Genomic DNA, 24,884 nt, shown 5'->3' with positions numbered 1-24,884 from the left:
CGCCTTCCCACCGACCAAGCACCTGAACGCCGCAACCTCCCCGTCCCACGCCCCGACGTCGTCCCCCGAGATCACCGTCTCGCTGGCCTGAGATGCCCCCGTCCTACCCGCCTGAGATTCCCCCGTCCCGCGGACCCGAGATCCCTCCGTCCCATGGACCCCGAGCGAGGAGCCCATGACCACCATTCCCCGGACCGCCGAGCCGGCGACCGTCCCCGCCCCGGCCCGCAAGCGCCCGGCGCCGACCGGCTTCGGCGCGCTGCTGCTGCGGCTGCACTTCTACGCCGGCATCCTCGTCGCCCCCTTCCTGCTGCTCGCGGCCCTCACCGGACTGGCGTACGTCTTCACGCCGCAGCTCGAGAAGGCCGTCTACGCCCACGAACTCACCGTCACCCCCGGCGGCCAGGCCAGGCCCCTGTCGGAGCAACTCGCCGCCGCCCGCGCCGTCCACCCGGCGGGCGCGATCGTCGCCGTACGCCCGGGAAGCGGCGAAGCCACCACCCAGATCGACTTCAGCTCGCCGGAACTCGACGCCGAGCACCAGCACACCGTGTACGTGAACCCGTACACGGGCGAGGTCCGCGGGCAGCTCACCACCTGGTGGGCGACCACTCCACTCAAGACCTGGTTCGACGACCTGCACACCAACCTCAAACTGGGCCCGATCGGCCTCTACTACTCGGAGTTCGCCGCAAGCTGGCTCTGGGTCATCACCCTGGGCGGCGTCGTCCTGTGGTGGCGTCGCCAGCGCGGCAAGCGGATGCTCCGCCCGGACCTCACCGCCCGCAAGGGCGTACGCCGTACCCGCGGCTGGCACGCCGCCACCGGCCTCTGGCTCTCCGTGGGCCTGCTGTTCCTGTCGGCCACCGGCCTGACCTGGTCGGACCACGCGGGCGCCAACTTCACCGCGGCCGTCGACGCCCTGCGAGGCAGCCGGCCCGCCGTATCCACGGACCTGACCGACGCGGCCGCGACCCCCGCCGGCGGCCACCACGGCACGGCCGCCCCGCCCGCCGGCGCCGACCCGGTCGCTGGTGCTGACCCGGTCGCTGGTGCTGCCCCGGCCGCCGGCGCTGCCCCGGCCGCCGGCGCTGCCCCGGCCGCCGGCGCTGCCCCGGCCGCCGGCGCCGGCCCCGCCGATCCGACCGCCATCGACAAGGTGCAGCAGGTGGCGCTGGCCGGCGGAATCGACGGACGGGTGACGATCGCCGTGCCCGCCGACGCCGGAACGGCCTGGTCCGTCACGCAGGAGGACGACCGCTGGCCGGTAGGACGCGACAGCATCGCGGTCGACGCGTCGACCGGCACCGTCGTCGACCGCATCGACTTCGCCGACTGGCCGGTGATGGCCAAGCTCACCCAGTGGGGGATCTACGCCCACATGGGCAGCCTCTTCGGCCTGCCCAACCAGCTCCTCCTGGCCGCCCTGGCCACCGGCCTGATCTGCGTGATCATCTGGGGCTACCGCATGTGGTGGCAACGCCGCCCCACCCGATCCGACCGCAAGGCCTTCGCCGGCGCCCCACCCGCGGGCCGCGGAGCCTGGCAACAGCTGCCCACGTGGGCGATCGTGGCCGGCGTCCCGGTCGTGTTCGGCCTAGCCTGGGCCCTCCCGCTGTTCGGCATTCCATTGCTCGCCTTCCTCGCAGCGGACATCGCCATCGGCACGCTCCGAAACCGCCGCAGCACACCACCCGGAGCCCCCGGCTGAGCCGCCCGCAGCAGACGAGAGCGCCGGCGGTTGACCGTTGCGGCAGGCCCCGGCGGGACCCCCAGCCTCCGGTCAGGCAGTCGAGGACCGGAAGGCGCGCCTCCGCGTACCCGCCGAGGCGGGACACCCCTCAGCCCTTCCCGAAGGCGTGCGGGACGCGTGCGGGCAGAAGGGTGCGCAGGGCGGTGGCGGCCTCGGCGGAGAGGTCGGCCAGGCCGCGGGCCACCGCCTCGAGCGGATCCAGGGTGCCGTAGGCCAGCCCGGACAGCGCGGCGGCGGTGAGGGTGGCGTCCTTGCCGTTGCGGCTCGTGGGGGTGACGGCGAGGGTTCCGCCCGTGCCGTCCAGGGTGTAGCGGCCCGCGAGCAGGTCGTCGCCGGCCACCTCGACCTCCACCCGGCCGGGGCCGCAGGACAGGCCGTTCAGGGCGTCCATGGAGAGCAGCCGGGCCATCAGCGGCGGGGTCGCGGGGAAGGACGCCGCGGCCTCGGTGCGGACGGTGAGGCCGGTGGCCCAGGTCTCCGGGTACTCGTCGGGCCCGACGGTGACCTCGATCCGCGACACCTGGTACGCGTGCTGGGCCAGGAATCGCAGCAGGAGGGCCCGTCCGAGCGCGTTGGAGCAGAGCAGTTCGTCCACGCGCAGGCAACCGCCGTAGCCGTCGATCCGGTAGGTCAGGACGCCGACGGTCTCGCCCTCGATCGTGGCGGTGGCGAGCCAGTGCGCGGCGGGGTCGAGCACGCGTGCGGCGCGGTAGTCGGGGGTGTAGGTGAAGCCGTGGCGTTCGGCGAGCAGCGTCCGGAGGTAGGCGCGGTAGGAGTCGAAGCCCTCTCCGATGCCCTGCCAGGTCACCTCGCCGGGGAGATCGGCCCGCAGCAGCGGCGCCAGGCCATCGGGGGCGAACGTGGCGGTGCGGTTGAGGGGCAGTCCGATGTAGCCGAACCGTTCGTAGAACGACGGGTGGAACGGGTAGAGCGTGGCCAGCAGGTGCCCGCCGTCGAGCAGGTCGCGGTGCAGCCGGTGGAGGAGCCGGCTGCTGTGGCCCTGCCGGCGGGCGCCGGGGTGGGTCGCCACCCACGCGACGCCGGCCATGCGCAGGACGGTGCCGCGCAGGTTCTGGTGCGCCGGGAAGGCCGACGCGGTGGCCAGGGTCCGGCCGTCCTCCTCGGCGATGAGCGTGTGGTTGTCGCGGTGGTAGGGCAGGACGGCGCGCCAGGCATCGGCGGGCGCCGGCGACTCGTCGAAGGCGTACGGATAGAGGGTGAAGGCGGTGTGCAGCCGCTCGTCACCGGTCACCGCGCGGATGCCGGTCATGGGTTCGTCCTTTCGACGGGTGCGGGAGGGGACATGCCGAGCAGCGCGAAGACGGCCGCCAGCAGGCCGAGCGCGCCGCACAGCCACCAGACGCCGTCGCCCAGCGCGACCCAGGCGGCCACGCCGAACAGGGGGCCGGCCGCCATGCCGAGGCCGAAGGTGGTCTGGTGGGCGCTGACGTAGTGGGCTCGTACGGCCGGGGGGAACGTCGCCGGGTAGGCGAACATGGTCGGTCCGTTGATCATGATTCCGAGGACGAAGACGACCGTGCAGGCGACGAGGGCCACGGCCGAGCCGCCGCTGACGCCGAAGCCCGCGACGCCCAGGGCCATCAGGACGGTGCCGGCCGTCGCCGGGACGTGGCCGGGACGCCGGCTGACGTAGCTGGTGATCTTCAGTTCGCAGAGGATCAGCACGGCCGAGGCGGTGATCAGGACCGCGCTGTAGAGGCTGGTCGGGTGGCCCTCCGAGCTGATCTTCAGGGGGAGCGCGACCGTGTACTGGACGTAGATGATCGAGCCGAGGAAGACCGACGCGAGGAAGAGGCCGAAGCGCCGGTCGCGCAGCAGGATTCCGTACGCCGCTCGCGATCCGGTTCGCGCCGGGCCGGTGCGGGGTGCGGGGCGGCCGGCCGGCAGCAGCCGCCGGGCGAGGATCGCGTACGCCAGCGCGGTGGCGGCGTCGAACCAGAGCAGCAGGTTCCAGTCCACCAGGATCAGGCCCGCCGCGATCAGCGGGCTCAGCGCGGCGCCGAGGTTGAGCGCGATGCGCATCATCGAGAAGCCCATGATCCGGATGTCGTCCGGCATCAGGTCGCTCAGCAGCACCGCCACGGCGGGCCGGTACGCCTGCGTCGCCAGCCCGGCCAGCAGCAGGGCGACGAGCAGCGCGCCGAACATCCCGGGCCGGGCCGTCAGGGGCACGACGGCGAGCACCGAGGCCGAACCGAGCATCGCCGCCGTGATGGTGGCGCGCGGGCCGATCCGGTGGACCAACTCCCCGCCGGCGAGCCCGCCGAGGACCGAGCCGGCGCTGTAGGCGGTGACCGCGAGGCCGGCCTGCCCGGCGGAGAAGCCGTGGAAGATCAGGTACAGCACCGTGAACGTCTGCACGAAGGCGCCGAGCTGGTTGATCAGTACGCCCCCGAGCAGGTAGCGCACCGGTGTCGGGGTGCGGCGCAACGCGGCCAGCACGCCCGCGGGTTTGTCGATGGTTGCGGTCATCGCCAGTTGCCTCCGGTCGGGAGAGATGCGGGGGAATCGGGGGAAGGCGCGCTCAGTGACTCACGACGAGTTCGTGATCGATTTCGACGAACTCGAGAATGAGGTCGGCGAACTTCCCGGCCATCAGGTGCTGGTACGCCGCCGACCGGGTGTGCCGGTCGTACGCGGCATGATCCGCGAAGTGGCCGACGAACAGCAGGTAGTCCGGCCGCGCGGGGTCCCGGTAGATGCGGAAGGACTGGGTGCCGTCCTCGCGCGCCGGCCCGGCGCACGCGAACTGCCGTGCGAGCCTTTCGGCCTCGGCCTGGGTGCCCGGCCGCAGCGGGAAGGGGAACAATTTCGCGAGCATTCGCCGCCCTTTCATCTGTTCGCATGCAGGAAGCCGATGACGACTGCGCCCCACCAGCACACCTGGGAGATCGCCGAGGTGGCCGCGCCGCGCAGGAGCAGCCGGGCCGGCGGGGGTTCCCCGGCGCCGCTCAGGCGCCCGGTCAGCGCCCCCGCCTGCACGCCGTTGAGGGTGAGCCCGCCGACGAGGACGAGCTTGAGGATGGTGGTGCCCGAGGTGAGGTCCGGGCTGAGCAGCGCGCCGCTGGCCACGAGGCCGGTCAGCCCGAGCCAGATCGGCACGTGCAGGCGGGTGGCGCTCGCCACGGCGTCGGCGAAGGTGGAGCGGCCCAGCGCCCAGAGGACGAAGGAGTACTCCGTCGCCAGGACCGCCCCGAAGCCCAGCGTCAGGAAGGCGAGGTGGGCGAAGAGGGCGGCATCGTGCATCGCCGGGCCCGGGTGCACCGTCGTCGACAGCCAGAGAACGGCGGCCAGAATCGTCATTGCCGCCGAGGCCGCCACGGCGTGGAAATGCGGACGCCGTTTCCGCCCGAGCGTCGGGAGGGTGCCGTTGTCGAGCATGATGATTCTCTTCCTGTGCGGAAAAGTGGATACGCCGATTACATGTCATCGGAGGATTTGATCGACACCGTCGCGCGGCGATGCAATCAACGGCAAGGAAATGCCCGCCCCGCGCGTAGGTACGAATTGTCGATGCGCGGGGCGGGCACCGGAGAATCAGACGGCGTGCGGAAGGGCGAGGGGCAATTCGCGCGCGGTGCTGCCGGCCGCTTCGAGGGCGAAGATGCGGACGAGCGGTGACAGGGTGAGCCCGCCGTGGTGGGCGTTGTCGTCGAGCAGGCCGGCGTCGATGAGTTCGTCGGCGAGTTCGTCGTCGGCGGCCGGCAGCGGGCGCACGTCGTCCTCCGCGGTGCGGGCCAGCCAGTGCAGCAGCATGCGGGCCTGATGGCTGAGCGTCAGGTACGCCGACCGCAGCGTCTCCCGCATGGACAGGTCGCCGATGCAGAGCCAGTTGAGGGCGCTGCCGCTCTGCTGCCACCCGTCGAGCAGCTGCCGCAGGATCGCGTGCGGGCGCAGGGAGATCCGGCGCAGCGCGATGTCCAGCGCGAGCGGCAGGTCACCGCAGAGCGCGGCGAGCCGGTCCAGGTCCTCGGGCCGGGCCCGGACGCTGGGCGCGAGCGCCGCCGCGATGGTGGCCACCGAGTCGGCGCGGGACAGCGGCGCGAGCGACAGCCGGCGTACGTCGCGCAGCCCCAGCAGTCGCCGCCGGCTCACCAGGATCGTGGTGCTGGTCTCGCTCTCCACCAGCAACGGGCGGACCTGCCGTTCGTCCGCGACGTTGTCCAGCAGCACCAGCAGGCGGCGCTCGGCCAGCAGCGTGCGGTACAGCCCGGCCCGGTGGCTCGGGGTGCCGTTGAGCTGATCGGCCGGTACGCCGAGGGCCCGCAGGAAGCCGTCGAGCACGTCGCCCGGGCCCTGGTGTTCACCCAGGTCGGCGTAGAGCTGCCCGTCGGTCATCTCCGCGGCGCGCTCGTAGGCGTGGTACAGGGCCAGATCGGTCTTGCCGACGCCCGCCGGGCCGTTGATCACGATGGGGGTGTCGCCGGGGGAGTGCAGCCAGGCGAGCTCGACCATCCGCCCGGCGAACCCGCGCGGCCGTTGCGGTAACTGGGCCGGGCAGGGCGGCCCGTCGGCCGGCCGCCGCGACCGCCGGGCCCGCGCGGTGAAGCTCTGGCGGCCACCGGTGGCGACGAACCAGCGCTGCCGCCAGGCGTCCCGGTCGCCGCCGCAGGCCGCCACGAAGGCGAGCGTCACCGGCAGCGAGGGCATCCGGTTCCCGCTGGCGGCGCTGGACAGCACGGACGACGAGAACATGGCCGAACAGGCCATCTCGCGGTATGTCGGATTCCCGGCCTTAACGCGTAGTTGGCGCAATTCGCTGGCGAACTCTGCCACGACGCCGCCGGCGCTGTTGACAGGCTTCTCCGGTCTCCCCATGGTGCGGCCTCCCCAAAATCGTTCAACCCCGGCGTCATTCGCTGTAGTGGCCATACAGCGGCCATTGATCGGTCCGGCCCGCGCCCTCTTTGGTGCGGGCCTTTCGCATTTGACGAACGTATGTCCTGTTCGGACGGTGGGCGACGTCGGTTAGAGAATTTCGCCCCAATGTCCGGGACCGGACAAATCCACGGTCGTGATAGCAGGATCGGCGACCGAGTGATATTCGCCATACACAAACACCAATGTCGGTTGTGGTGTGCCGGGCCCGGCGGCCAGGACGTCCCCGACCACCAGGGTGTGGTCGCCGAGGTCGAACCGGTCGCGCAGGCCGCATTCCAGCCAGCTGGCACCGGCCAGGACGAGCGCACCCGTGCGATCGCCGGGCCGGGCCGGCAGGCCGGCGACGTCGGCCGCGCGGGCGGCCGACGGCCGGGCCAGCCGCCGGGCGAGCTCGCGCCCGCCGGCCGGCAGGATCGAGACCGCCCACCGGCCGCTCGCCAGCAGATCGGCGAGGAACGCCGAGGACCGCCCGAAGGACAGCGACACCAGCGGCGGGTCGAGCGAGATCGACCCGAGCGAGTTGACGGTGACCGCGTTGTGCCGGCGACCGCCCGGGGTGTCGCGGTACGTGCTCGCGACGCACACCCCGGTGGCGAAGGCCCGCATGGTGCCCCGCAGATCGGGTGGCACGGCGTCACACCGCCTGCGGGAACGCGAAGAACCGGCCGGGATCGTACCGGCGCTTGACCTCGGCGAGGCGCTCGGCGTTGGGGCCGTAGTAGGACCGCCGCCATCCCTCGAGGTCGGGGTCGGTGAAGTTCACGTACGCGGCGTCCGGCGCGAACTCGCCGGTGTCCGCGTACAGGGCGTGCAGCCAGTCCAGGTTGGCGCGGACGACCTCCGCCGGATCGGTGCGCGCCCAGGACGTGTCGAGGCTGAGCAGGAACCGGGCGTTCCGGTGCGGGAACGCGGTGCCGTCGACCGGCACGCGGTTGATCGCCCCGCCCCACGCGAACAGCGCGGCGCCCGCCCCGTCCGGATTGCCGCTGCCGGGCCACTTCTCCACCGCCCGTACGAGCGTGGCCAGCCCGTCGTGGCCGACAGCCTCGGGCGTGCAGCGGGTCCGCACCGCGAACGCGCCACCGACGCTGCTGTGGTGCAGATAGCGCGCCGCTTCCCAGAAGTCCCGGTCGGCTATGTCCGCGCGCTCCGGCCGGGCGGCCGCGAAGGCGGGTGCCAGCAGTTCCCGCAACTCCTCGGCGGGCCCGAGGTGGTGGCCGACGACTGACACCACGCCGTCGTCGCCGGACGAGCGGGCGATGCCGATGCGGGCCGAGAAGCGGTCCGGCGCGTCCCGCATGATCTCCTGCAGCACGGCGAGCACCTCGATCGCGTACGGCCAGGACCACAGCACCAGGCAGGTCGAGCCGGCCGGTGCGGGCCGGGTCGCGAACGTGAACGCGGTGTTGACGCCGAAGTTGCCGCCCCCGCCGCCCCGGCACGCCCAGAACAGGTCCGGGTGCTCCCGCGCCGAGGCGGTCACCGTGCTCCCGTCGGCCAGGACGACGTCGGTCGAGACCAGCGCGTCGCAGGTGAGGCCGTGGGCGCGGGAGATCGTCGTGACGCCGCCGCCGAGGGTCAGGCCGCCGATCCCGACCGTGCCGGAATTGCCGAGCGGGAAGGTGACACCGTACGGCCGCAGCGCGGCGTACAGCGTGTTCATCGAGGCGCCGCCGCCCACCGTGACGTGCCCGGTGCCCTCGTCGAACCGGACGCCGCGGAGCTCGCGCAGGTCCAGCACGAGCCCGGCGGAGGCGGAGTACCCCGCGTAGCTGTGGCCCCCGCCGCGCACGGTCAGCGGCACCGACCGTTCGCGGGCCCAGCGCACGGCCCCGGCGACGTCGCCGGCGTGCGTCACCGACAGGACCGCCGCGGGCCGGGTCGTGGCGTACCGCTGGTTGAGGGCCGAGCCGGCCTCGGCGGCACCGGGGTCGCCGGCCAGCCGCAGCCGGCCGCCGGCGACCGCCGCCAGCGACGCCCACCTCATCGCGGGGCTCCCGCGGGCTCCGGCGCCGGGATCTCCTCCAGGTACGACACCCCGGTCGCGGCGTGCTCGCCGTACCGTTGCCAGACCTCGCGCAGCACCAGCCTGCCGCCGAGCCGCTGGGGGGTGTTGGTGCTGTGCCCCGCGATCACCTCGCCGGTGTGCAGGACCATCGTGTACGCGAGCCGCAGCACGCCCTCGTCGTCGCAGGTGCCGGTGATCGTGCCGCGCCGCACGTGCCCGCCCTCGAACACGGCCCAGACCAGGTCGCCGCGCTGGCGGTACTCGGCGCAGGTGCCGTCGCCGCCGTGGAGGGCCTGGAACCGGCGGCCGTCGTAGTCGATTCTCATGCGTCCACGTCCAGCAGTCCGGCGGGCATGGTCAGCGGCGTGCCGGCCGGCGGCGGGTCGACGGGGTCGGCGTCGACCTCGACCAGCGCCGCCGCGTCGGTGAGCCGTTGCGCGCAGGACGACGGGTCCGGCGCCGAGCAGACCACCAGGGAATGGCGGGCGATGTAGCCGCCCGGCGGCAGCCGCAGCACGGTGCCCGGCTCCACCATGCCGGCCGCGAGGATCAGGCCCGGTGCCTCCGCGGGTACGGCTATCGACCGTACGGTGCAGTCCTGGCCGGGGTAGCCGAACCGGATGCCGGCCACCGCCGAGGCCGTGGTGGTGAGGTCGGGCCGCCGGCCGGTGGCGATGTCGAAGAGCACGCTGCCGGGCTCGATGCCGGTGGCGACCTGGCCCAGGTACGGGATGAGGTCGCCGCCGAGGCGCCCGTTGACCTCGATGATGACCGGCCCGTCCGCGGTGAGCCGCACCTCGGTGTGCGTGATGCCGTCCTCGATGCCCAGGACCCGGTGCGCGGTCTCCAGCGTCTTCAGCAGCACGGGGTCGCGCAGCAGCGGGTCCGCGGCGTCGACCACGTGCCCCAGCTCCTCGAAGAACGGCGGCAGGCCGGTGGTCTTGCGGGCCAGGAACATCGGCAGGTATTCGCCCTTGTGCACGGCCCCGTCGATGCTGATCTCCGGCCCGTCGGCGTAGCCCTCGATGATCGCGCCGCCGCGGTAGGGCGCGTCGCCGACGAGGCTGGCCTCGTGCGCGATCCGGTACGCGTACGCCAGCTCCCGCTCGCCGGCCGCGAGCGAGACGCCCATGCTGGCGCCCAGCGCCCGGGGCTTGACCACGACCGGGTAGCCGATGCGGGCCGCGGCCCGGCGGGCCTGGTCGAGGCCGGTGGTGAGGGCGAAGCCGGGCTGCGGGAGCCCCGCCGCGGTCAGCCGGGTGCGGGAGCTGTGCTTGTCCCGGCAGCCCTGCACCCCCGGGATGCTCAGGCCCGGCACGCCGAACTCGGCGGCCAGCTCGGCGGCGGGCATCACCAGCGGCTCGTCCCAGCACATCAGGCCGGTGATCGTGAAGCGGCCGGCCAGCTCGCGGGCGGTTCCCCGGAGCCGGTCGTGGTCGAACACGTCGACCACGGTGATGTCGTCGAAGTGCTCGCGCTGCCAGGTGGGCCGGAGGTTGTTGATCAGCACCAGCCGCAGGCCGGCCTCGCGGGCCCGCCGGGCGACCGCCCGCACGATGTACTCCCGGTAGAGCTTGAGGCCGCTGCCGATCACGAGCAGCGCGCCCGGATTCCTGTCTGTCATCACGGTGTCCTCGGGTCGGATCGGATATCAGGAGAGGGAGGCCGCGACGCCCGCGCCGCGGCCCGCGAGTTCGCCGGCGATCGCGTCGACGGCGTGCGGCGCGGTGCGGAAGCCGTCGCCGCCGCTGGCCGGTCGGGCCCAGACCGCGGGCCCGACCCGGACGAAGCCGGTGCCGCCGCCGTCGGAGGTGGCGTAGTGGCAGTGCCGCACCAGCACGACCCGGTACCGTTCCGGGTCGGCCAGGATGCCGGCGGTGAGCACCCGGGCGGCCCAGTCGCCCCGGTCGCCCTCGGACAGCTCGGCCACCTCGCGGCGGGCGGCGTCCGTACTGATCTTGACGAGGGTGCCGGTCACCGCGGGCAGGAGCCAGGACCGGCCGTCCGTGCCGATCCCGCCCGCGATCGGCGTGACCGCCCAGGTGCGGACGAGTTCGCCCGGCGGCCGCAGGTACACCATGGTCTGCCGGTGCAGGGTCACCGGCAGGTCGAGCAGGCCCGCCGACCACGGCCCGGCAGCGACCAGCACCGCGTCGCCGGTCTCGGTCGTGCCGCCGGCCAGCCGGACCTCGCCGCTGTCCGGCCGCACGGCGACCACCTCCCGGCCGGGCCGCAGGTCGGCCAGCGGGTGGTGCCGCAGCCAGCGGACCGCCGCGCGCAGGATGCGGTCGGCCAGCAGGACGCCGGCGTGCGGTTCGAGCACCACCGCGGTGCCCGCCGGGAAGCCGATGTGCGGATAGGCGGCCGGGTCGGCCACCCGCAGCGGCAGCCCGATGGCCTCGGCGGTGGCCACGGCGGCGGGCACCTCGTCGCGGGGCAGGGCGGTCAGCACCCCGACCCGCCGGTAGAGGGGGACACCCGACAGGTGGTCGCGCAGCAGGGCGTCCAGCTCCTGCCAGCGCCGGTGCAGCAGGGCGGTCCGGCCGGTCGCGGCCGGATCGCCCGCCGTCAGCGCGCGCAGCGCCCGGTGCTGGTCGAACGACGTCGACTCGGGATGCGGCACGGGACCGCGCTCGAGCACGACGACGCGGTGCCCGGCCTGCACGCACCGGATCGCGGCCAGCAGCCCGGTGATGCCGGCGCCGACCACCACGACGCGCAGCCGGTCGCGGGCCCCGCCCAGCCCCCGGGCGTCCCCGCTCATCGTCCCGCTCCCGCCGGTGTGAGCAGCGGCAGCGGGCCCGGCGTCACCGAGGTGACCGCGGCCGGATCCGGGCCGTCGTCCGGGTCGGGGCCCAGGACCCCGGCCGCCAGATCGATCAGGATCGGGGCGGCTGCCCGTACGAGCGTGAGCACCTCGAAGCAGAAGCCGCCGGCCTCCGCGTCATCGGTGACCCGCCGCGCGTCGAGCCGGGCCAGGTGGTCGGTGATCGCCTCGGCGGCCCGGTTCAGGCTGAACCCGCACAGCTCGTACGAGCCGGCGAACCGCTCGGTCATCCGAGCAGCGGCGCGGCGCGAGCGGGCCGGCACCGGCAACGGCCCCCGGCCGGCCCAGCGGTTCACCCGCTCGGCGACCCGGTTCCACGGTGCCACCAGGCGCAGCTCGGTGATCCGGGCCAGCGCGTCGTGGCCGAAGCTGGTGCGCTGGTGCTCCGGGCTGGTCGCCGCCAGGTAGAACCGGATCAGGTCCCGGGGCACCCGGGCGGCGAGCTCCCGCCCGCGCACCACGTGCCCCCGGCTCGTCGAGAACTTCTGGTGGTCCAGCTCGTAGAACTCGTTGGTGAGGTAGCGGGCCGGCAGCTCGTAGCGGCCGTCGAAGGCCATCAGCATCGCCGGGCCGGCGACCGCGAACGGGAAGATGTTGTCGAACCCGAGGAAGTACGCGATCTCCGACCCGCCGCCCGCCAGCCACAGCCCGTCCTCGCCGGCGACCGACACGCCCCGGCTCTCGGCCGCCAGCGCCGTGGCGTGCATGCTCCACGCCATCGCCTCGGCGTTGGGATTGACGACCTGCCCGGCGACCTCGGCGAACGGCACCTGGATGCCCCACGAGATCGGGTACGTCACCGGGAAGTCCGGCAGGGGCCGCGACAGCATCGCGTCCATCGCCTGCGCCATGTGCGGGCGCAGGCCACCCGCGTTCGCGGCGAAATGGGCGCGCAGCCGGTCGCGGTACCGTTCGACGGGCAGCACCAGCACCCGCGCCTCGCGCATGGTCACCGGGTCGGAGGGGTCCAGCGCGTTGCGGACGTCGAGCAGGTCGCCCGCCGCCACCAGGTGCCCGCAGCTCTCGCACAGCCCGGCGCACCCCTCGGCCAGGCACTCGGGGCAGCCGCCCGCGGCGAAGCCGTCCACCAGGAACTGCCCCGACCGCGGCGAGTACGGGAACTTCAGCGTCCGCAGCTCGAGCCGGCCGGCCGCGTACACCCGGCCCAGGAAGTCGACCACCCACTTGGTGAACCGGTCGTCGTCGCCGGTGTAGCCGTCGACCCGGATCCCCATCGCCGCCAGCGTGGCGGCGATCTCCCGCGCCGAGGTGGCCACGAGCTCCGCCGGGCCGACCCCGCGGCGGTGCGCGGTGGTGACGACGAACGTCGAGGTGTCCTGGAAGCCGGTGCCCAGCAGCACCTCGCGGCCCCGCGACCGGGCGTACCGGGTGTGCACGTCGGCGGCGAGGAACGGGCCCGCGAGGTGACCCAGGTGCAGGTCGCCGTTGGCGGTCGGGGCCGGCGTGACGATCAGCGTGCGGCGGGTGCTCACCGCGGGCCCGCCTCGTGCCGGGCGACGAAGGACGCCGCCATCTCGGCGTCCCACCAGACGCCGTAGTACTCGAAGTCGTCCGGCCCGTCGTTGACGACCTGGTGCGGGGTCCCCGGTGGGAGCCGGACGACGTCGCCGGCGACGAACGGGCGCCGCTCGTCGCCCACGACCACCTCGGCGGCACCGGAGACGGCGATGAAGATCTCGTACTCGTGGTGGGCGTGCGGGGTGGACCCGGTGCCGGCGCGCAGGACGCACCAGGCACCCTCGAACGGGGCGTTGAGCGCGGGCCAGGGGAGCAGCCGCTGGCCGAGCAGTCCGTACGCGGGCTCCAGGCGCTCGCGGTCCAGGCGGCGGACGTCGATCATACCGGCATCACCACCGCTTGCCCGGAGGCGAGCCGGCCGGCGCCCCGGTCGGCGTCCCGGCGCGCCATCATGTCCCGGGCGATGTCGGCCGAGCGCTGCGCCAGCACGCTGATCAGCGAGTCGGAGATGCCGTGGGTGGCCTCGTTGACGCCCTGCAGATACAGCCCGCCGGTCGCGCCCGCGCCGAGATCCACCCGGTAGTCGCGGTTGACGGTGATCTCGGGCAGGGCGACCGCCTCGGCCAGGCGGCGGACGATGGCCGGCATCCGCGGGTCGAAGCCGGTGCCCAGGAACACCGCGTCGCAGCGCACCTCCTCGACGGCGTCGCAGCGCAGGTCGCGCACCTCCAGCACGACCTCCTCGCCGCCGCCGGGCAGCGCCTCGACCCGCGCGGCGACCACCTCGGTGAGCGGGCGAACGGCCGAGACGGGCCGGCCGAGCATCCGCTGCCGGTAGATCATCGTGTAGAGCTCGTCGAGGAACGGCGGGGCGAGCCCGGCGTAGTTGGTCAGGTGCATCTCGTCGAGCACCCGGGCGCGCGCCTTCGGCGGCATCGCGTAGAAGTCGTCCACGAACGACGGGAAGAACAGCTCGTTGACGAACTTGCTGGTCTGGTAGTCCTTCAGGCCGATCGAGCGCAGCAGCATCGTGGGGGAGGAGCCCGGGGCGTCCTCGTGCAGCGCCATGAACATCTCGGCGGCGCTCTGCGCCCCGCCGACGACCACCGGACGCAGCGGTTGCCCGGGGCGGGCCAGCTCGCGGGCGGCACCGACCCGGCTGCCGTACCGGGTGCTGTGCACGACGCGCTCGTCCGGGAGGCCGCGGAACACCTCGGGCACGAACGCGTCCCGCCCGCCGCCGAACACCAGGTCCCGGCAGATCACCGTGTCGCCGTCGGACAGCGACACGGCGAAGCCGACGATGGCGCCCTCCTCGCTGTGCACCGGCAGGATCTGCTCGGCGTCGGCGCCGTATCGCATGCGGACGTGCTCCAGGTTGTCGGCGACCCACTGCTGGTACGTCGACAGCTGCCAGCGGAACGGGTTGAAGGTGCCGAGGTTGACGAACTCGTCCAGCTCGCCGCGCTCGTGCAGGAAGTTCAGGAACGAGAACCGGCTGCGCGGGTTCCGCAGCGTCACCAGGTCCTTGACGTAGGACACCTGGCTGCGGGTCCAGGGCAGCAGGAGGTTCCGCTGCCACTTCACGTCGTCGTGGCGCTCCAGGATCCGGGCGCCGGCGGCCAGCTCGGGCGAGCCGCACTCCTCGAGGGCGACGGCCAGCGCGAGGTTGGAGGGGCCGGCGCCGATCATCGCGATATCCACGTCGTGGACGGTCATGGGCGTACCTTTCTTTCTGGGGTGCGGCGCACCGGAACCGGCGCGCCGCACGACCGGGACGCGGGACTACTTGCTGACGGTCACGCCGAGGAAGTCGAGTTCGCGGAAGAGCGTCGGCTGCACGTCACGCAGCCGCGTCGACCAGGCGGCGGTGGCCGCCTGATACCAGATCGGGACGGTCTGCATGTCCTGCAGGGCGAGGCGTTCCGCCTCCTGATAGAGCGAGTACGCCTGCTCGGCCGAGGGCGCGTTGTCGGCCCGGGTGAGCAGGGCGTCGACCTGGGGGTTCGAGTACTGGCCGACGTTCGACGCGCCGTTCGTACGGAAGAGCGGGTTGAGGAAGTTCTCGATCGACGGGTATCCGCCCACCCAGGCCGTGCGGTAGAGGTCGCGGATCGACCGGTTGTTCAGGGCGCTGCGCAGCTCGCCCAGCGTGGTCTGCGGCTTGAAGACGCACGGGTGCTTCAGCGTCTGCGAGATCTGCCGGCATACCACCTCGACCCACTCCCGGTTGCCGGAGTCCACGTTGGACGCCAGCGTGATCGGGCCCCGGAAGCCGGTCGTGTCGAACAGCTTCTTCGCCTTCTCCGGCTGGTACGTGCACAGCTCCCCGCACTGGTTCGGCACGTAGCCCTGCACGTTCGGCGGCACCAGGCCGTCGGCGGGCACCCGGGTGCCGTTGAAGATCTGCTGGATCAGGGCGGGCCGGTCGACGGCCATGGAGATCGCCTGCCGCAGTTGCCGGTTCGCGTACCGCTTGTCGAACAACGGGAACGCGATCGCCTGGTAGCCCAGGTACTTGTACGCCTTGCGGCGCGACTCGGGCAGGTCGGTCGCGATCTTGTTGCCCTGCGAGGCGGTCCACGGCGTGAACGACAGGTAGTCCAGCTTGTCGGCCAGCACGTCGGCGTACGCCTTGTCGAGATCGGTGTAGAACAGATGCTCGATGCCGCCGATCCGCGCCTTGCGCTCGCCGCTGAACTTGTCGAAGCGCTTGACGACGAGGTTCTTGCCCCTGGTGTACGAGACGAACTCGAACGGCCCGTTGCCGACCGGATGCTGCTCGTACGCCTTGCGGTCGGCGAAGAAGCTCTCCGGCATGGGGAAGAACGCGGCGAAGCCGACCTGCAGCCCGAAGCCCGAGAACGGGGCACCGAGCGTCACCGTGAAAGTCCGGTCGTCGACCACCTTCAGGCCGGACATCTCCTTCGCCGGCGGCGGCGTGGCCGGCTGCTTGCCGTCCGGCGTCGCGTTGTTGACCCGGTCGAAGCCCTCGATGTGGGCCATGTAGCTGGCGCTCTTCATCAGGTTCGGGGAGTACGCGGTGTAGTTCCAGGAGTCGACGAAGCTCTTCGCGGTCACCCGGGTGCCGTCGTGGAACAGCCAGTCCGGCTTGAGCTTGACGGTCCACACCCGGGAGTCCGGGCTGGTGATCGACTCGGCGACCGCGTTGCGCGGCGCCGCGGTGGCCGCGTCGTACTCGATCAGGCCGCGGAACAACTCGCCGACCACGGCCATGCCGCCGACCTCGGTGGTGTCGCCGGGCAGCAGGGCGTTCGCCGGCTCGGTCAGGTTGTAGGTGATCACCGCGTTCTCGTCGGTGGCGGCCGGTGCCTCCGGCGTCTCGCCGCCGCTGGTGCACGCGCTGAGCAGGACCGCCATCGTCGCGGTGGCCGCGCACAGGGCGGCCGGGAGCCTTCGCATGGTTCTCCTCTTTCGACGTACGGGAAGGGGCTGGACGTACGGGATGGGGTGGATCAGCGCTGGACGGCGGTGATGCCGAGGGCCAGCGGGAACGAGGGCCGGGCGCCGAGCAGATGGGCGCCGGCGGTCTGCAGGATCCGGTCCTGCGCCACGACGTGCTGGCACATCGTGGCGGTGTCACGCAGCCAGCGGTCCAGCGGCGAGGGCCGGTAGATCGCGGAGGTCTGCGCCAGGTCGTAGAGGCGGGTCACGATCGACCGGGCCGTACGGAACGCGTGCCGGCGCGACAGGGGCAGCGCGGCCCGTTCCAGGGCGGTCAGGTCCTCGAGCGTGCCGCCGGCGGTGAGAACCTGGTGCTGGCGGCGCAGCGCGCCGTACACCGCGTGGCGGGTGGCGGCGAAGTCGGCCTCGCAGTCCGCCAGGATGGTCTGCGTGCGGTAGTCCTCCGCCCGGCCCGCGGCGAGCGCGGTCTCCCGGGCGTGATCGAGCGCGGCCCGGGCGACGCCGAGCGCCACCCCGGGCATGTTGCGCATGTGCACCTCGGGCTGGGCGAGCACGCCCGTCCCGCTGCGGACCTCCGAGAAGTAGAGGGTGTGCTCGGCCGGCACGAACACATCGGTGATCGTGTAGTCGCAACTGCCGCTGCCGGCCAGCCCGGTCGTGTGCCACGTGTCGTGCACCTCGACGTCCGCGCGCGGCACCATCAGCAGGATCGAGCCCTGCCCCACGCCGCCCGGGCCCGGCTCGGGAACCCCGTCGCGAAAGCGGAACGCCCCGGAGACCACCCAGTCGGCGTGCGTCACGCCGCTGCCGAACTTCCAGCGGCCGGTCAACCGCCAGCCCCCGTCGACGGCGTCCGCGCGGCCACCGGGGAACAGCAGCCCCGCGGTCGCCATGTCCAGGCTGGGAAACATGCGCCGGGAGACGTCCCGGTCCAGGAACGCGGCGTACAGGCCGGTGTCCGAGCCGATCATCGCGCACCACCCGGCCGCCGGATCGCCGTAGGACAACGCCTCGATCACCTCGGTCTGCGCGATCGAGTCGAGTTCGGGGCCGCCCAGGTCGCGGGCGAAGCCCATCCGGAAGACGCCGGTGGCCCGCAGCGCCGCGACCACGTCCGGCGGCAGCCGCCGGGCCCGCTCGATCTCGTCGGCCCGCTCCCGGAGCGCGGGCGCCAGGTCCCGGGCGCGGCGCAGGATCTCGGCGGCGGTCGAGGGCGCGGCCTCCCGCAGGTCCACTGCTGTCATCACGCATCACTTCCTCACGGTTCGCGACCGCCGGAAGTGGTCCGTCCGGCGAGCCGGAACCATTGCAACCAGCGCGCGTGATTGTCAGAAACCGTTGGCCACCAGAGAAAATCAACGGCCGTCCATCGACGGGCCGGGCCGGCGGCGGCCGGAACTGGAACGGGCTGGCTATCATCCCCGGGTCGCGAACGTCGCGGCCCTGGTGGAAGCGGGACGCATGATCGAGACCTCGGAAGCCGTCGAGCGCGCCGTCGACGCCGGCCGGCCGTCCTCCTGGGCGCCCGTGTCACGCGCCGCGCTGTGGGTGTTCGCCGGGCTGGCGATCCTCGGCATCGTGACCGTCCTGCCGACCGTGAACAGCTGGAGCGACGCCAGCCGGATGGCGACCATCCAGTCGCTGGTCGACTTCCACACCCTGTCGATCGATCAATCCGTCTTTCACCGTACGGGCGACAAGGTCTTCATCGACGGCCACTTCTACTCCGACAAGCTGGCGGTGCCGTCGCTGATCGGGGCAGCCGTCTACTATCCGCTGTCGGCTTTCGGGGTGAAGCTGGGCTACGGCTGGAACCTGGCCTATTACGTCATCACCCTGCTGACGGTGAAGGTGCTCTGGCTGATCGGCCTGATCGCCTTCTACCGGTCGCTCACCGTCACGCCGCTCAGCGACCGGATGCGGATCTGGCTGACGCTGGCGCTCGGCGTCGGTTCGCTCTACTTCACCTGGTCCGCCACGTTCAACAACCATTCGCTGGCCGCCTCCTGGGTGGCGATCGGCTTCTATTTCGTGCTGCGGGCCCGGCACGGCCTCCGCAAGGGGCGCAGCCTGTTCGCCGCCGGATTGTTCTTCGCCCTCGCCGGCGGCTCCGACGTGCCGATCCTCGCCGTCTTCGGCGGGTTCTTCCTCTACGTTCTCGCCGACAAGCGGCTGCGCTCCCACGCCGCCTGGTACCTGCTGCCGCTGCCGCTCACCGCGATCCCGGCGCTGCTGGTGAACTACCGCATCTCCGGCAGCCTGGTGCCCGTGCAGCTGGTCACGTCGTATTTCCAGTACCCCGGAACGCCGTGGAAACCGCAGGCGCTCACCGGCGCCGGCATGAACCAGGGCGCGTTCCTCGCCGAATACACGTACCACGCCCTGATCGGCCGGCGCGGATTCCTGCTCTACAACCCGCTGCTGTTCCTGGCGCTGCCGCTGCTGGTGCGGGAATTGGGCGGCAGCCGTCCGTTCCACCGCGAGGCCCGGGTGGTCTGTGCGGTAACCGTCCCCATCGTCGCGTATTACCTGCTCTACTCGAACAACTACAGCGGATGGAGCTACAGCATCCGCTGGTTCGTCCCGCTGTTGCCGCTGCTGTTCTTCTTCCTGTACCCGATCCTGGCGAGCAAGTTCGTGACCCTCAAGGTGCTGTTCTTCACGGTGTTCGCGGCGGGCGCCGCCATCGCCGTCATCGGCCTCATCAACCCCTGGTCGTTCATGAGGCTCAGCCCGTACCCGATCGTGGCCAATCTGCGGACCATCCCCGAATTCCTCGAGGACGCGCGCCACGCACTCCTCGGAAGACAATGACCCCCGAGCCGGACGCGTACGAATCCCTGCGGCGGCTGCGCGACCAGGCGGAGGCGCAGCTCGCCGCGCTCGAAGCCGACCTGCGCGGGCTCTTCGAGGCGTCCCGGTCGTCCAACGCCGACGACGAGCACGACCCCGAGGGTGCCACGATCGCGTTCGAACGGGCCCAGCTCACCGCCGTCCTCGAGGCCACCCGGCGGCAGCTCACCGAGCTCGACTCGGCCCTGGCCCGCTGGGTCGAGGGCACCTACGGCATCTGCGAGGACTGCGGGCGGCCCATCCCGCCCGAACGGCTCGCGGCCCGGCCGTCCGCACGCACCTGCGTCGGTTGCGCCGGCCGTCGCTGAAGGTCCTTCCGAAAGATCAAGAACGTGCACGGTACGGCGAGCAGCGGCGCCAGCTGCGGATGCGCGTCGGCGAGCTCACCGCTGCCGGCCTCCCGGTAGCCGAGCCGGGTGTACCAGGCGCGCAGGAACTCCTTCACCGGATGGCTGCCGGTCCGGGGCACGAGCAGTTCGAGCTGCATGCCGGGCAGCCCCAGGCCGCGCGCCCGATCCTCGGCGAAACGCACGAGCTCCCGCCCCACCCCGGCGCCCTTGTGCTCCGTCGCGGCGACGAGCAGGCCGAACTCGCCGAGGGTGGGGGAGAGCTGCTGCACGCGTACGAGACCGGCGAGGTCTCCGCTGAGCCGGGCGACGGCGATCTCCCCGAGCGCGATGAGCCCGGCCAGGTCGGCCTCGGACGTGCGGGGCACGCTGTCGCGCCAGAGCCCCTGCTCGCCGTCGGCGTACGCGCGGTTGACCATGGCGGTCAGCGCGGCCACCAGCCCGGCGTCGGTCGCGGCCCGGGGACTCAGCAGCTCGATCTCCACCCTCACAGCTCTCCTCACGTTTCCCTGCGCCGGGTCCCTGTGCCCGGCTTTCCCTGCCCGGCTTTCCCCTGCCCGGCTTTCCCCTGCCCGGCTTTCCCCTGCCCGGGGCGGCGTCCGCCGTTAGTCCCTCGTTCCTCTGCCGGGGGCGGCGTCCGCCGTTAGTCTGAGGCCTGCGTCGTTCGTCCCCCTGTGAGGTGCCCGTGTCGCAACCGGTAGAGGTGGACGTCGTCATCGTCGGCGGCGGTCTTGCCGGGCTGGCCGCTGCCCGGCGGCTGGACCGGGCCGGCGTCGAATGGCTGCTCGTGGAGGCCGCCGACCGCCTCGGCGGCCGGGTCGCCACCGACGTGATCGACGGCTGGCGGCTCGACCGCGGCTTCCAGGTGCTGAACACGGCGTACCCGAGGGTGCCCGCGCTCGTCGACGTCGACGCGCTGGAGATGCGCTACTTCACGCCCGGCGTTCTCGTGCGCCGCGGCGGCCGGCTGCACCGGCTCGAGAACCCGCTCCGCGACCCGATGGCCGCCCCGCAGGCCCTGAGCAGCGGCGTCGGCTCCCTCGCGGACCGCCTCCGGTTCGCGGCGCTGGCCACGCGGTGTGCGACGTACCCGCCGGCCAGGCTGCTGGAAGCCCCGGAACTGACCGCCCAGGAGGCGCTGCGCAAGGCGGGCCTGTCGCACCGGATCATCGAGGAGGTGCTCCGGCCCTTCCTGTCGGGCGTGTTCGCCGACCGCGCCCTGGACACCTCCAGCCACGTGCTGGCGATGGTGCTCCGCTCGTTCGCCCGAGGCCGCATCGGAGTGCCGGCGAACGGCATGGCCATGCTCCCGGCGGCGGTCGCGGGCCCTCTCCCGTACCCCCAACTCCTGGTCAACGCACCCACCGTGGCCGTCACGCCGGGCCGGGTCGTCACCGAGGCCGGCGAGATCCGCTGCCGCGCAGCGATCGTGGCCACCGACCCGGTGACGGCGTCGAACCTGCTCCCCAAGCTCCCGAGACCCGACATGCGCGGCCTGACCACCTACTACTTCGGCGCCCCCCACGCACCCCTCGACGAACCCACCCTCCTCCTGGACGGCGACCGCCGCGAGATCATCGCCAACACGATCGTCATGTCCAACGCGGCCCCGGAATACGCCCCAGCCGGAAAATCCCTGATCGCAGCGTCGACGGTAGGCGTAGCAGCCCCCTCAGAGGCCTCCGAGACCGTGATCCGCGTAGAACTGGCCCGCATGTACGGCGTCCCGACCGACGACTGGGACCTTCTGAGCGTGGTACCCATCCCACACGCCCTCCCCGCCGCCCCACCACCCCAGTCCCACCTCCGCAAACCGGTAACCCTGGGCGACGGCCTCTTCATAGCGGGCGACCACCGCGACAGCCCGTCGATCCAGGGCGCCCTGGCCGGCGGCTGGCGCACGGCAGGCGCGGTGCTGGCCTCCCTGGGCGCAATGGCCGGCGCGCCGGCCTGATCCCCGCTCCGGCGGGCGGCTTGATCCCGGCTTCGGTGGGCCTGATCCCCGCTCCGGCGGGCCTGATCCCGGCTTCGGTGGGCCTGACCCCCGCTCCGGCGGGCGGCCTGATCCCGGCTCCGGTGGGTAATGGGTCTCCATGGACGAGAAGCAGCCCGCCGAGCAGGACCCCCGCCCGACCCCCGGCGACCCGGCCGACGACCACCCCGCCCAGGAAGCCCACGGCGGCAGCATGGCCCCGACCCTGGTCAACGACACGGGCGAGCAGCTCACAGACACGCCGCCGGAAGCCCCCGGACGATAGATCGCTGGCTTGGGCTGGACCCCGCGAGATAGGATCGCCGCCGGTACGGGGGCGGTAGCTCAGTGGGTTAGAGCAGGGGACTCATAATCCCTCGGTCGCGGGTTCGAGTCCCGCCCGCCCCACAACTCGTCGACCTGCAACTCCGTGCAGGTCAACTGATGCATTGCGCAAATCGCATACCTGCTGTTTAGTCCGAGCTATAGTCAGGTCATGCCTGAGGGTTCACCGCGTCGATGGTCGATCAAGACCACCGATGACGTGCGGGAATAGCTGCGAGCACTCCGGCAGTCCGACCCAGACGTCTACCGTTCGGTGAACGTTGCCATCGACATGCTCGCTGAGGTCGGGCCAGGTCTGGGACGCCCGCTGGTCGACACGTTGCAGGGATCGAGCATCGGCAACCTCAAGGAGCTTCGGCCGAGGTCGGGCCGGGACGTCGCGATCCGGATGTTGTTCGTGTTCGATCCCTGGTCGCAGGCGGTGCTGTTGGTGGCTGGGAATAAGGCTGGCGATTGGACTCGGTGATACCGGACGGCGATTCCGATTGCCGAGACCGCGTACGACGGTTGGCTCGCTGCGGAGAGAAAGCGGAGGGAGAACTCAGAGGGCATTCAATGAAATGGTGTCCTACTATGAACCTTTTGCGGAGCATCCTATTCATGCTATAAGCCAGTTGAGTTGCGATATGCCACCCTGCTGGTGGGCGAGTTCGCGCCTGTTTAATCTTGACATGCGCTGCGGATTCCGTCTGACATAGATATGACCCTGAATCGCCGCTCATGTCGACAGCAGGCCTCGCGGCTCCGTCCAGAGTAGATCTCTACCGTGACCGCTCGACGCGCCTACCCCAGCGACATCTCCGACGCCCGCTGGGCGCTGATCGGACCGACCCTGACCGCCTGGCAGCAGGCCCGCCTCGATCGGCGGCCCACCGGAGAGCCGGCCCGCACCGACGTCCGCGACGTCCTCAACGCCATTTTCTACGTCAACCGGACAGGGATCCCGTGGAAGTACCTTCCCCATGACTTTCCGCCACACACCACCGTGTACTACTACTATGCCGCCTGGCGCGACGAAGGCATCTTCGCGCAGCTCAACGTCGATCTGACCGCCCTGGCGCGAGTCAAAGCCGGCCGCGATCCGCAGCCCACCGCCGCCGTCATCGATACACAGAGCGTGAAGACGTCCAGCAACCCACCGACCTCGACGCAGGGAACCGACGCCGCGAAGAAGATCGTCGGCCGTAAGCGCAGCGTAGTCACAGACACCTTGGGGCTCCTTCTGGTGGTCATCGTCGTAGCCGCGTCCGTGACCGAGAACCGTGCCGGCATCCAAGCCCTGGACCAGCTCAAAGCCGCCTACCCCACCGTCGTCAAGACCTGGGTGGATGCCGGCTTCAAGAACCAGTTCGTCGAACATGCCGCCACGCTCGGTATCGACGCTGAGATCGTGCCGCGCAACACCGAAACCCGGGGCTTCCATGTCGTGAAACGCCGCTGGGTGGTCGAACGGAGCCTGGGCTGGCTGATGTTGCATCGCAGGCTCGCCCGTGACTACGAGACCCGCCCGAGCAGCTCCGAAGCCATGATCCACATCGCGATGATCGACAACGTCAGCCGCCGGATAACAGACGAAACAACACCAACCTGGAGAGGGACGTACTAGTAGATCAAGTACAAATCGAATGCCCTCTGAAGTCAACAGTTCAGCACCCTCCCGAAGTCTGGGTGTGCCGCCGGAGTCAATGCGGCACACCCAACTGCCTACGCGGCTGACTTGAGTGCGCGCTTAGGGCGTTCGGAAGTAGGCGGTTCGGCCGATTCGATAGCGACCGTGGCAAGCTGCGCGAGTGCCTCCGACAGCCGGATTGCCTCGGACAGCGTGAGGTAGATGCCGTGAGATTCGTCTTTGTGCAGGGAGAGTCGCGGCTCTTGCTCGCGGTAGTGCTGCCATAGGCTCAGCCGCAGTTCCGAAGGGCCGGATCCGGTGAACCGCTCGGTCGACAGCGTCACCGATTCCTCGTCGGTGAAGTGAGAGCGGTCGTCATACATCTCGCCGTCCGAGTGCTGCTCGGCACACCAGGTCGGGCACGGCGCTTCCTGCCAGAACGGGCGCCCTCCAGTTCCGGTACGGAAGCGCCCAACGTGCAGCGCAGCTCCAGCCTTGAATCCTTGAGTGAAACGATCGTCCGAGTCCATCTGCTGATTCCTCTCGTGTTGCGGTCACTCAACTCAACGAGACGGGTCAAGGCGCCGCGCCGGGTGGAATGAGTCGGCTACGCGACACCAGCTCGGTCGGAAGCGTCCCTCGTCATGCTGAAATGAGGAGACGTCCGCTGGCTGTCGGAGATGAGTGGCGAGGTCTTCACAGCCGGCCATCGGATCGCTCACACGCCCTTGAGCTGGTAAAACGCCCCGGCAGTGGGGCGCCCGGAACGCCGATGGGGCGGTTCGCATGGTGCAACGTCCGGCCCGCGTTGATCTTGCATGCGAACCGTCGGTCGGGTCTCCGGTCGACAGTTCGCCTGGTTCTGGCAGTCGGCATGGATGGCTCACGGTTCGAGGAGATGGTCGGGTTCCGCGCTTCTGTTCTGCTTCAAGGCGGTGGCGGTATCGTCGGCGCACGTGGCAGTTCGTATCGATGTTTCCGCGTTTCGCAGTTCGATCTCGGCGCAGGTGGTCGGTGCTGCTGAGCGATTGCTCCGGGATGAAGGCGTGGGAGACCTGGAAGCGGTGGGTGGCAGTGCTCGGGCGGTGGTCCGCGATGACGGGATCCGGTTCCAGCCGTGGGTTGGTGTGGTCGATCAGGCATTGATCGGGGACTGCGATTGCGAGGTCGGGCCTGTTGAGGACGACTTCTGTGCCCATGCTGTCGCAGTGGCATTGTCCGCGTTCGAGGCGGGCGTCAGGTTCTCTGCTGCGGGCAGGCCGCATGGCGCGGGACCGGTCGAGCCGGAGCGTGCGGACTTTCTGCGGGCCGTGCAGTCTCTCGGTCCGCGGCAGTTGACCGACCTGGTGGTGGAGCAGGCTGT

General features: G+C 71.6%; 24 protein-coding genes, 1 tRNA gene and 1 pseudogene. 9 read left to right on the top strand and 17 right to left on the bottom strand.

Annotated features, from left to right (window positions below):
- The first annotated feature begins 175 nt into the window (after positions 1 to 175).
- The gene (locus CLV70_RS26420; RefSeq protein ID WP_106129310.1) at positions 176 to 1,711 is read left to right on the top strand and encodes a PepSY-associated TM helix domain-containing protein; all 1,536 of its coding nucleotides are present in this window, start codon (positions 176 to 178) and stop codon (positions 1,709 to 1,711) included.
- Between the two features lie 130 nt (positions 1,712 to 1,841).
- Here CLV70_RS26420 and CLV70_RS26415 read toward each other — a convergent pair whose 3' ends face one another.
- From CLV70_RS26415 to CLV70_RS26345, 15 genes are all read right to left on the bottom strand, one after another.
- Positions 1,842 to 3,023, bottom strand: coding sequence for a GNAT family N-acetyltransferase (locus CLV70_RS26415; protein ID WP_106129309.1), 1,182 nt, complete (start codon positions 3,021 to 3,023; stop codon positions 1,842 to 1,844).
- Positions 3,020 to 4,246: an MFS transporter gene (locus CLV70_RS26410; RefSeq protein ID WP_106129308.1), complete on the bottom strand. Its 1,227-nt coding sequence runs from the start codon at positions 4,244 to 4,246 to the stop codon at positions 3,020 to 3,022. The genes CLV70_RS26415 and CLV70_RS26410 overlap by 4 nt, the downstream gene beginning before the upstream one ends.
- A gap of 52 nt (positions 4,247 to 4,298) precedes the next feature.
- Positions 4,299 to 4,595: a putative quinol monooxygenase gene (locus CLV70_RS26405; protein WP_158277828.1), complete on the bottom strand. Its 297-nt coding sequence runs from the start codon at positions 4,593 to 4,595 to the stop codon at positions 4,299 to 4,301.
- An 11-nt stretch (positions 4,596 to 4,606) separates the two neighbouring features.
- Positions 4,607 to 5,155 (bottom strand): hypothetical protein, encoded by a 549-nt coding sequence (locus tag CLV70_RS26400; RefSeq protein WP_211303892.1) that lies wholly within the window; start codon positions 5,153 to 5,155, stop codon positions 4,607 to 4,609.
- A gap of 156 nt (positions 5,156 to 5,311) precedes the next feature.
- Positions 5,312 to 6,469, bottom strand: coding sequence for an NB-ARC domain-containing protein (locus CLV70_RS26395; RefSeq protein ID WP_106129306.1), 1,158 nt, complete (start codon positions 6,467 to 6,469; stop codon positions 5,312 to 5,314).
- Between the two features lie 273 nt (positions 6,470 to 6,742).
- A complete protein-coding gene (locus tag CLV70_RS26390; protein ID WP_106129305.1) occupies positions 6,743 to 7,285 on the bottom strand; it encodes a flavin reductase family protein in 543 nt (180 codons plus the stop codon).
- Positions 7,286 to 7,289: 4 nt separating this feature from the next.
- Positions 7,290 to 8,642, bottom strand: coding sequence for an FAD-binding oxidoreductase (locus CLV70_RS26385; RefSeq protein ID WP_106129304.1), 1,353 nt, complete (start codon positions 8,640 to 8,642; stop codon positions 7,290 to 7,292).
- The gene (locus tag CLV70_RS26380; protein ID WP_106129303.1) at positions 8,639 to 8,989 is read right to left on the bottom strand and encodes an avidin-fold protein; all 351 of its coding nucleotides are present in this window, start codon (positions 8,987 to 8,989) and stop codon (positions 8,639 to 8,641) included. The genes CLV70_RS26385 and CLV70_RS26380 overlap by 4 nt, the downstream gene beginning before the upstream one ends.
- A complete protein-coding gene (locus tag CLV70_RS26375; protein ID WP_106129302.1) occupies positions 8,986 to 10,287 on the bottom strand; it encodes an ATP-grasp domain-containing protein in 1,302 nt (433 codons plus the stop codon). The genes CLV70_RS26380 and CLV70_RS26375 overlap by 4 nt, the downstream gene beginning before the upstream one ends.
- 27 nt (positions 10,288 to 10,314) lie before the next feature.
- Positions 10,315 to 11,427 carry an NAD(P)/FAD-dependent oxidoreductase gene (locus CLV70_RS26370; protein ID WP_211303891.1) on the bottom strand — a complete coding sequence of 371 codons (1,113 nt, stop codon included), beginning with the start codon at positions 11,425 to 11,427 and terminating at the stop codon, positions 10,315 to 10,317.
- Positions 11,424 to 12,983 carry a class I tRNA ligase family protein gene (locus CLV70_RS26365; protein ID WP_106129301.1) on the bottom strand — a complete coding sequence of 520 codons (1,560 nt, stop codon included), beginning with the start codon at positions 12,981 to 12,983 and terminating at the stop codon, positions 11,424 to 11,426. The genes CLV70_RS26370 and CLV70_RS26365 overlap by 4 nt, the downstream gene beginning before the upstream one ends.
- Positions 12,980 to 13,351 carry a cupin domain-containing protein gene (locus CLV70_RS26360; protein ID WP_106129300.1) on the bottom strand — a complete coding sequence of 124 codons (372 nt, stop codon included), beginning with the start codon at positions 13,349 to 13,351 and terminating at the stop codon, positions 12,980 to 12,982. The genes CLV70_RS26365 and CLV70_RS26360 overlap by 4 nt, the downstream gene beginning before the upstream one ends.
- Positions 13,348 to 14,688, bottom strand: coding sequence for a SidA/IucD/PvdA family monooxygenase (locus CLV70_RS26355; RefSeq protein ID WP_106129299.1), 1,341 nt, complete (start codon positions 14,686 to 14,688; stop codon positions 13,348 to 13,350). Before CLV70_RS26355 ends, CLV70_RS26360 begins: the two co-directional genes overlap by 4 nt.
- Before the next feature lie 66 nt (positions 14,689 to 14,754).
- Complete coding sequence (locus CLV70_RS26350; protein WP_211303890.1) at positions 14,755 to 16,392, bottom strand: peptide ABC transporter substrate-binding protein; 1,638 nt, start codon at positions 16,390 to 16,392, stop codon at positions 14,755 to 14,757.
- A 53-nt stretch (positions 16,393 to 16,445) separates the two neighbouring features.
- A complete protein-coding gene (locus tag CLV70_RS26345; RefSeq protein WP_106129298.1) occupies positions 16,446 to 17,639 on the bottom strand; it encodes an acyl-CoA dehydrogenase family protein in 1,194 nt (397 codons plus the stop codon).
- A 217-nt stretch (positions 17,640 to 17,856) separates the two neighbouring features.
- Between CLV70_RS26345 and CLV70_RS26340 the strand changes: the two genes are divergently transcribed.
- Together CLV70_RS26340 and CLV70_RS26335 are read left to right on the top strand one after the other, a co-directional pair.
- Positions 17,857 to 19,209, top strand: a complete 1,353-nt coding sequence (locus CLV70_RS26340) for a hypothetical protein (RefSeq protein WP_106129297.1) — start codon at positions 17,857 to 17,859, stop codon at positions 19,207 to 19,209.
- Positions 19,206 to 19,556 (top strand): TraR/DksA family transcriptional regulator, encoded by a 351-nt coding sequence (locus CLV70_RS26335; RefSeq protein ID WP_106129296.1) that lies wholly within the window; start codon positions 19,206 to 19,208, stop codon positions 19,554 to 19,556. Before CLV70_RS26340 ends, CLV70_RS26335 begins: the two co-directional genes overlap by 4 nt.
- Here the strand turns inward: CLV70_RS26335 and CLV70_RS26330 are convergent.
- Complete coding sequence (locus CLV70_RS26330; RefSeq protein ID WP_245908475.1) at positions 19,457 to 20,086, bottom strand: GNAT family N-acetyltransferase; 630 nt, start codon at positions 20,084 to 20,086, stop codon at positions 19,457 to 19,459. The two genes, CLV70_RS26335 and CLV70_RS26330, sit on opposite strands and share 100 nt — an antisense overlap.
- A 194-nt stretch (positions 20,087 to 20,280) precedes the next feature.
- On the opposite strand from CLV70_RS26330, the gene CLV70_RS26325 reads away from it, so the two are divergent.
- From CLV70_RS26325 to CLV70_RS26310, 5 genes are all read left to right on the top strand, one after another.
- Positions 20,281 to 21,549, top strand: a complete 1,269-nt coding sequence (locus CLV70_RS26325) for an NAD(P)/FAD-dependent oxidoreductase (protein ID WP_106129486.1) — start codon at positions 20,281 to 20,283, stop codon at positions 21,547 to 21,549.
- A 139-nt stretch (positions 21,550 to 21,688) separates the two neighbouring features.
- A complete protein-coding gene (locus tag CLV70_RS40165; protein WP_170148663.1) occupies positions 21,689 to 21,853 on the top strand; it encodes a hypothetical protein in 165 nt (54 codons plus the stop codon).
- Between the two features lie 48 nt (positions 21,854 to 21,901).
- Positions 21,902 to 21,975, top strand: a tRNA-Ile gene (locus CLV70_RS26320).
- Between the two features lie 148 nt (positions 21,976 to 22,123).
- The gene (locus tag CLV70_RS40485; protein ID WP_211303900.1) at positions 22,124 to 22,378 is read left to right on the top strand and encodes a type II toxin-antitoxin system RelE/ParE family toxin; all 255 of its coding nucleotides are present in this window, start codon (positions 22,124 to 22,126) and stop codon (positions 22,376 to 22,378) included.
- Positions 22,379 to 22,678: 300 nt separating this feature from the next.
- Complete coding sequence (locus CLV70_RS26310; RefSeq protein WP_106129294.1) at positions 22,679 to 23,518, top strand: IS5 family transposase; 840 nt, start codon at positions 22,679 to 22,681, stop codon at positions 23,516 to 23,518.
- A gap of 98 nt (positions 23,519 to 23,616) precedes the next feature.
- On the opposite strand, the gene CLV70_RS26305 is transcribed toward CLV70_RS26310, so the two are convergent.
- Positions 23,617 to 24,051 (bottom strand): DUF6907 domain-containing protein, encoded by a 435-nt coding sequence (locus tag CLV70_RS26305; RefSeq protein ID WP_146164160.1) that lies wholly within the window; start codon positions 24,049 to 24,051, stop codon positions 23,617 to 23,619.
- A 426-nt stretch (positions 24,052 to 24,477) separates the two neighbouring features.
- Between CLV70_RS26305 and CLV70_RS26300 the strand changes: the two are divergent.
- Positions 24,478 to 24,884, top strand: a pseudogene (locus CLV70_RS26300) (hypothetical protein); the annotation flags it as partial.

It is taken from the genome of Pseudosporangium ferrugineum (assembly GCF_003002065.1).
GTDB classification, from domain to species: domain Bacteria; phylum Actinomycetota; class Actinomycetes; order Mycobacteriales; family Micromonosporaceae; genus Actinoplanes; species Actinoplanes ferrugineus_A.
The sequence above is the reverse complement of the archived record's forward strand: the minus strand, read 5'-3'. Positions and strand labels throughout refer to the sequence as shown.

Excerpts from the sequence above, each read along its gene's own strand:
- CLV70_RS26420 (WP_106129310.1), top strand. The coding sequence starts at position 176 with ATGACCACCATTCCCCGGACCGCCGAGCCGGCGACCGTCCCCGCCCCG.
- CLV70_RS26415 (WP_106129309.1), bottom strand. The coding sequence starts at position 3,023 with ATGACCGGCATCCGCGCGGTGACCGGTGACGAGCGGCTGCACACCGCC.
- CLV70_RS26410 (WP_106129308.1), bottom strand. The coding sequence starts at position 4,246 with ATGACCGCAACCATCGACAAACCCGCGGGCGTGCTGGCCGCGTTGCGC.
- CLV70_RS26405 (WP_158277828.1), bottom strand. The coding sequence starts at position 4,595 with ATGCTCGCGAAATTGTTCCCCTTCCCGCTGCGGCCGGGCACCCAGGCC.
- CLV70_RS26400 (WP_211303892.1), bottom strand. The coding sequence starts at position 5,155 with ATGCTCGACAACGGCACCCTCCCGACGCTCGGGCGGAAACGGCGTCCG.
- CLV70_RS26395 (WP_106129306.1), bottom strand. The coding sequence starts at position 6,469 with ATGTTCTCGTCGTCCGTGCTGTCCAGCGCCGCCAGCGGGAACCGGATG.
- CLV70_RS26385 (WP_106129304.1), bottom strand. The coding sequence starts at position 8,642 with ATGAGGTGGGCGTCGCTGGCGGCGGTCGCCGGCGGCCGGCTGCGGCTG.
- CLV70_RS26380 (WP_106129303.1), bottom strand. The coding sequence starts at position 8,989 with ATGAGAATCGACTACGACGGCCGCCGGTTCCAGGCCCTCCACGGCGGC.
- CLV70_RS26375 (WP_106129302.1), bottom strand. The coding sequence starts at position 10,287 with ATGACAGACAGGAATCCGGGCGCGCTGCTCGTGATCGGCAGCGGCCTC.
- CLV70_RS26370 (WP_211303891.1), bottom strand. The coding sequence starts at position 11,427 with ATGAGCGGGGACGCCCGGGGGCTGGGCGGGGCCCGCGACCGGCTGCGC.
- CLV70_RS26360 (WP_106129300.1), bottom strand. The coding sequence starts at position 13,351 with ATGATCGACGTCCGCCGCCTGGACCGCGAGCGCCTGGAGCCCGCGTAC.
- CLV70_RS26355 (WP_106129299.1), bottom strand. The coding sequence starts at position 14,688 with ATGACCGTCCACGACGTGGATATCGCGATGATCGGCGCCGGCCCCTCC.
- CLV70_RS26350 (WP_211303890.1), bottom strand. The coding sequence starts at position 16,392 with ATGCGAAGGCTCCCGGCCGCCCTGTGCGCGGCCACCGCGACGATGGCG.
- CLV70_RS26345 (WP_106129298.1), bottom strand. The coding sequence starts at position 17,639 with ATGACAGCAGTGGACCTGCGGGAGGCCGCGCCCTCGACCGCCGCCGAG.
- CLV70_RS26340 (WP_106129297.1), top strand. The coding sequence starts at position 17,857 with ATGATCGAGACCTCGGAAGCCGTCGAGCGCGCCGTCGACGCCGGCCGG.
- CLV70_RS26335 (WP_106129296.1), top strand. The coding sequence starts at position 19,206 with ATGACCCCCGAGCCGGACGCGTACGAATCCCTGCGGCGGCTGCGCGAC.
- CLV70_RS40165 (WP_170148663.1), top strand. The coding sequence starts at position 21,689 with ATGGACGAGAAGCAGCCCGCCGAGCAGGACCCCCGCCCGACCCCCGGC.
- CLV70_RS26305 (WP_146164160.1), bottom strand. The coding sequence starts at position 24,051 with ATGGACTCGGACGATCGTTTCACTCAAGGATTCAAGGCTGGAGCTGCG.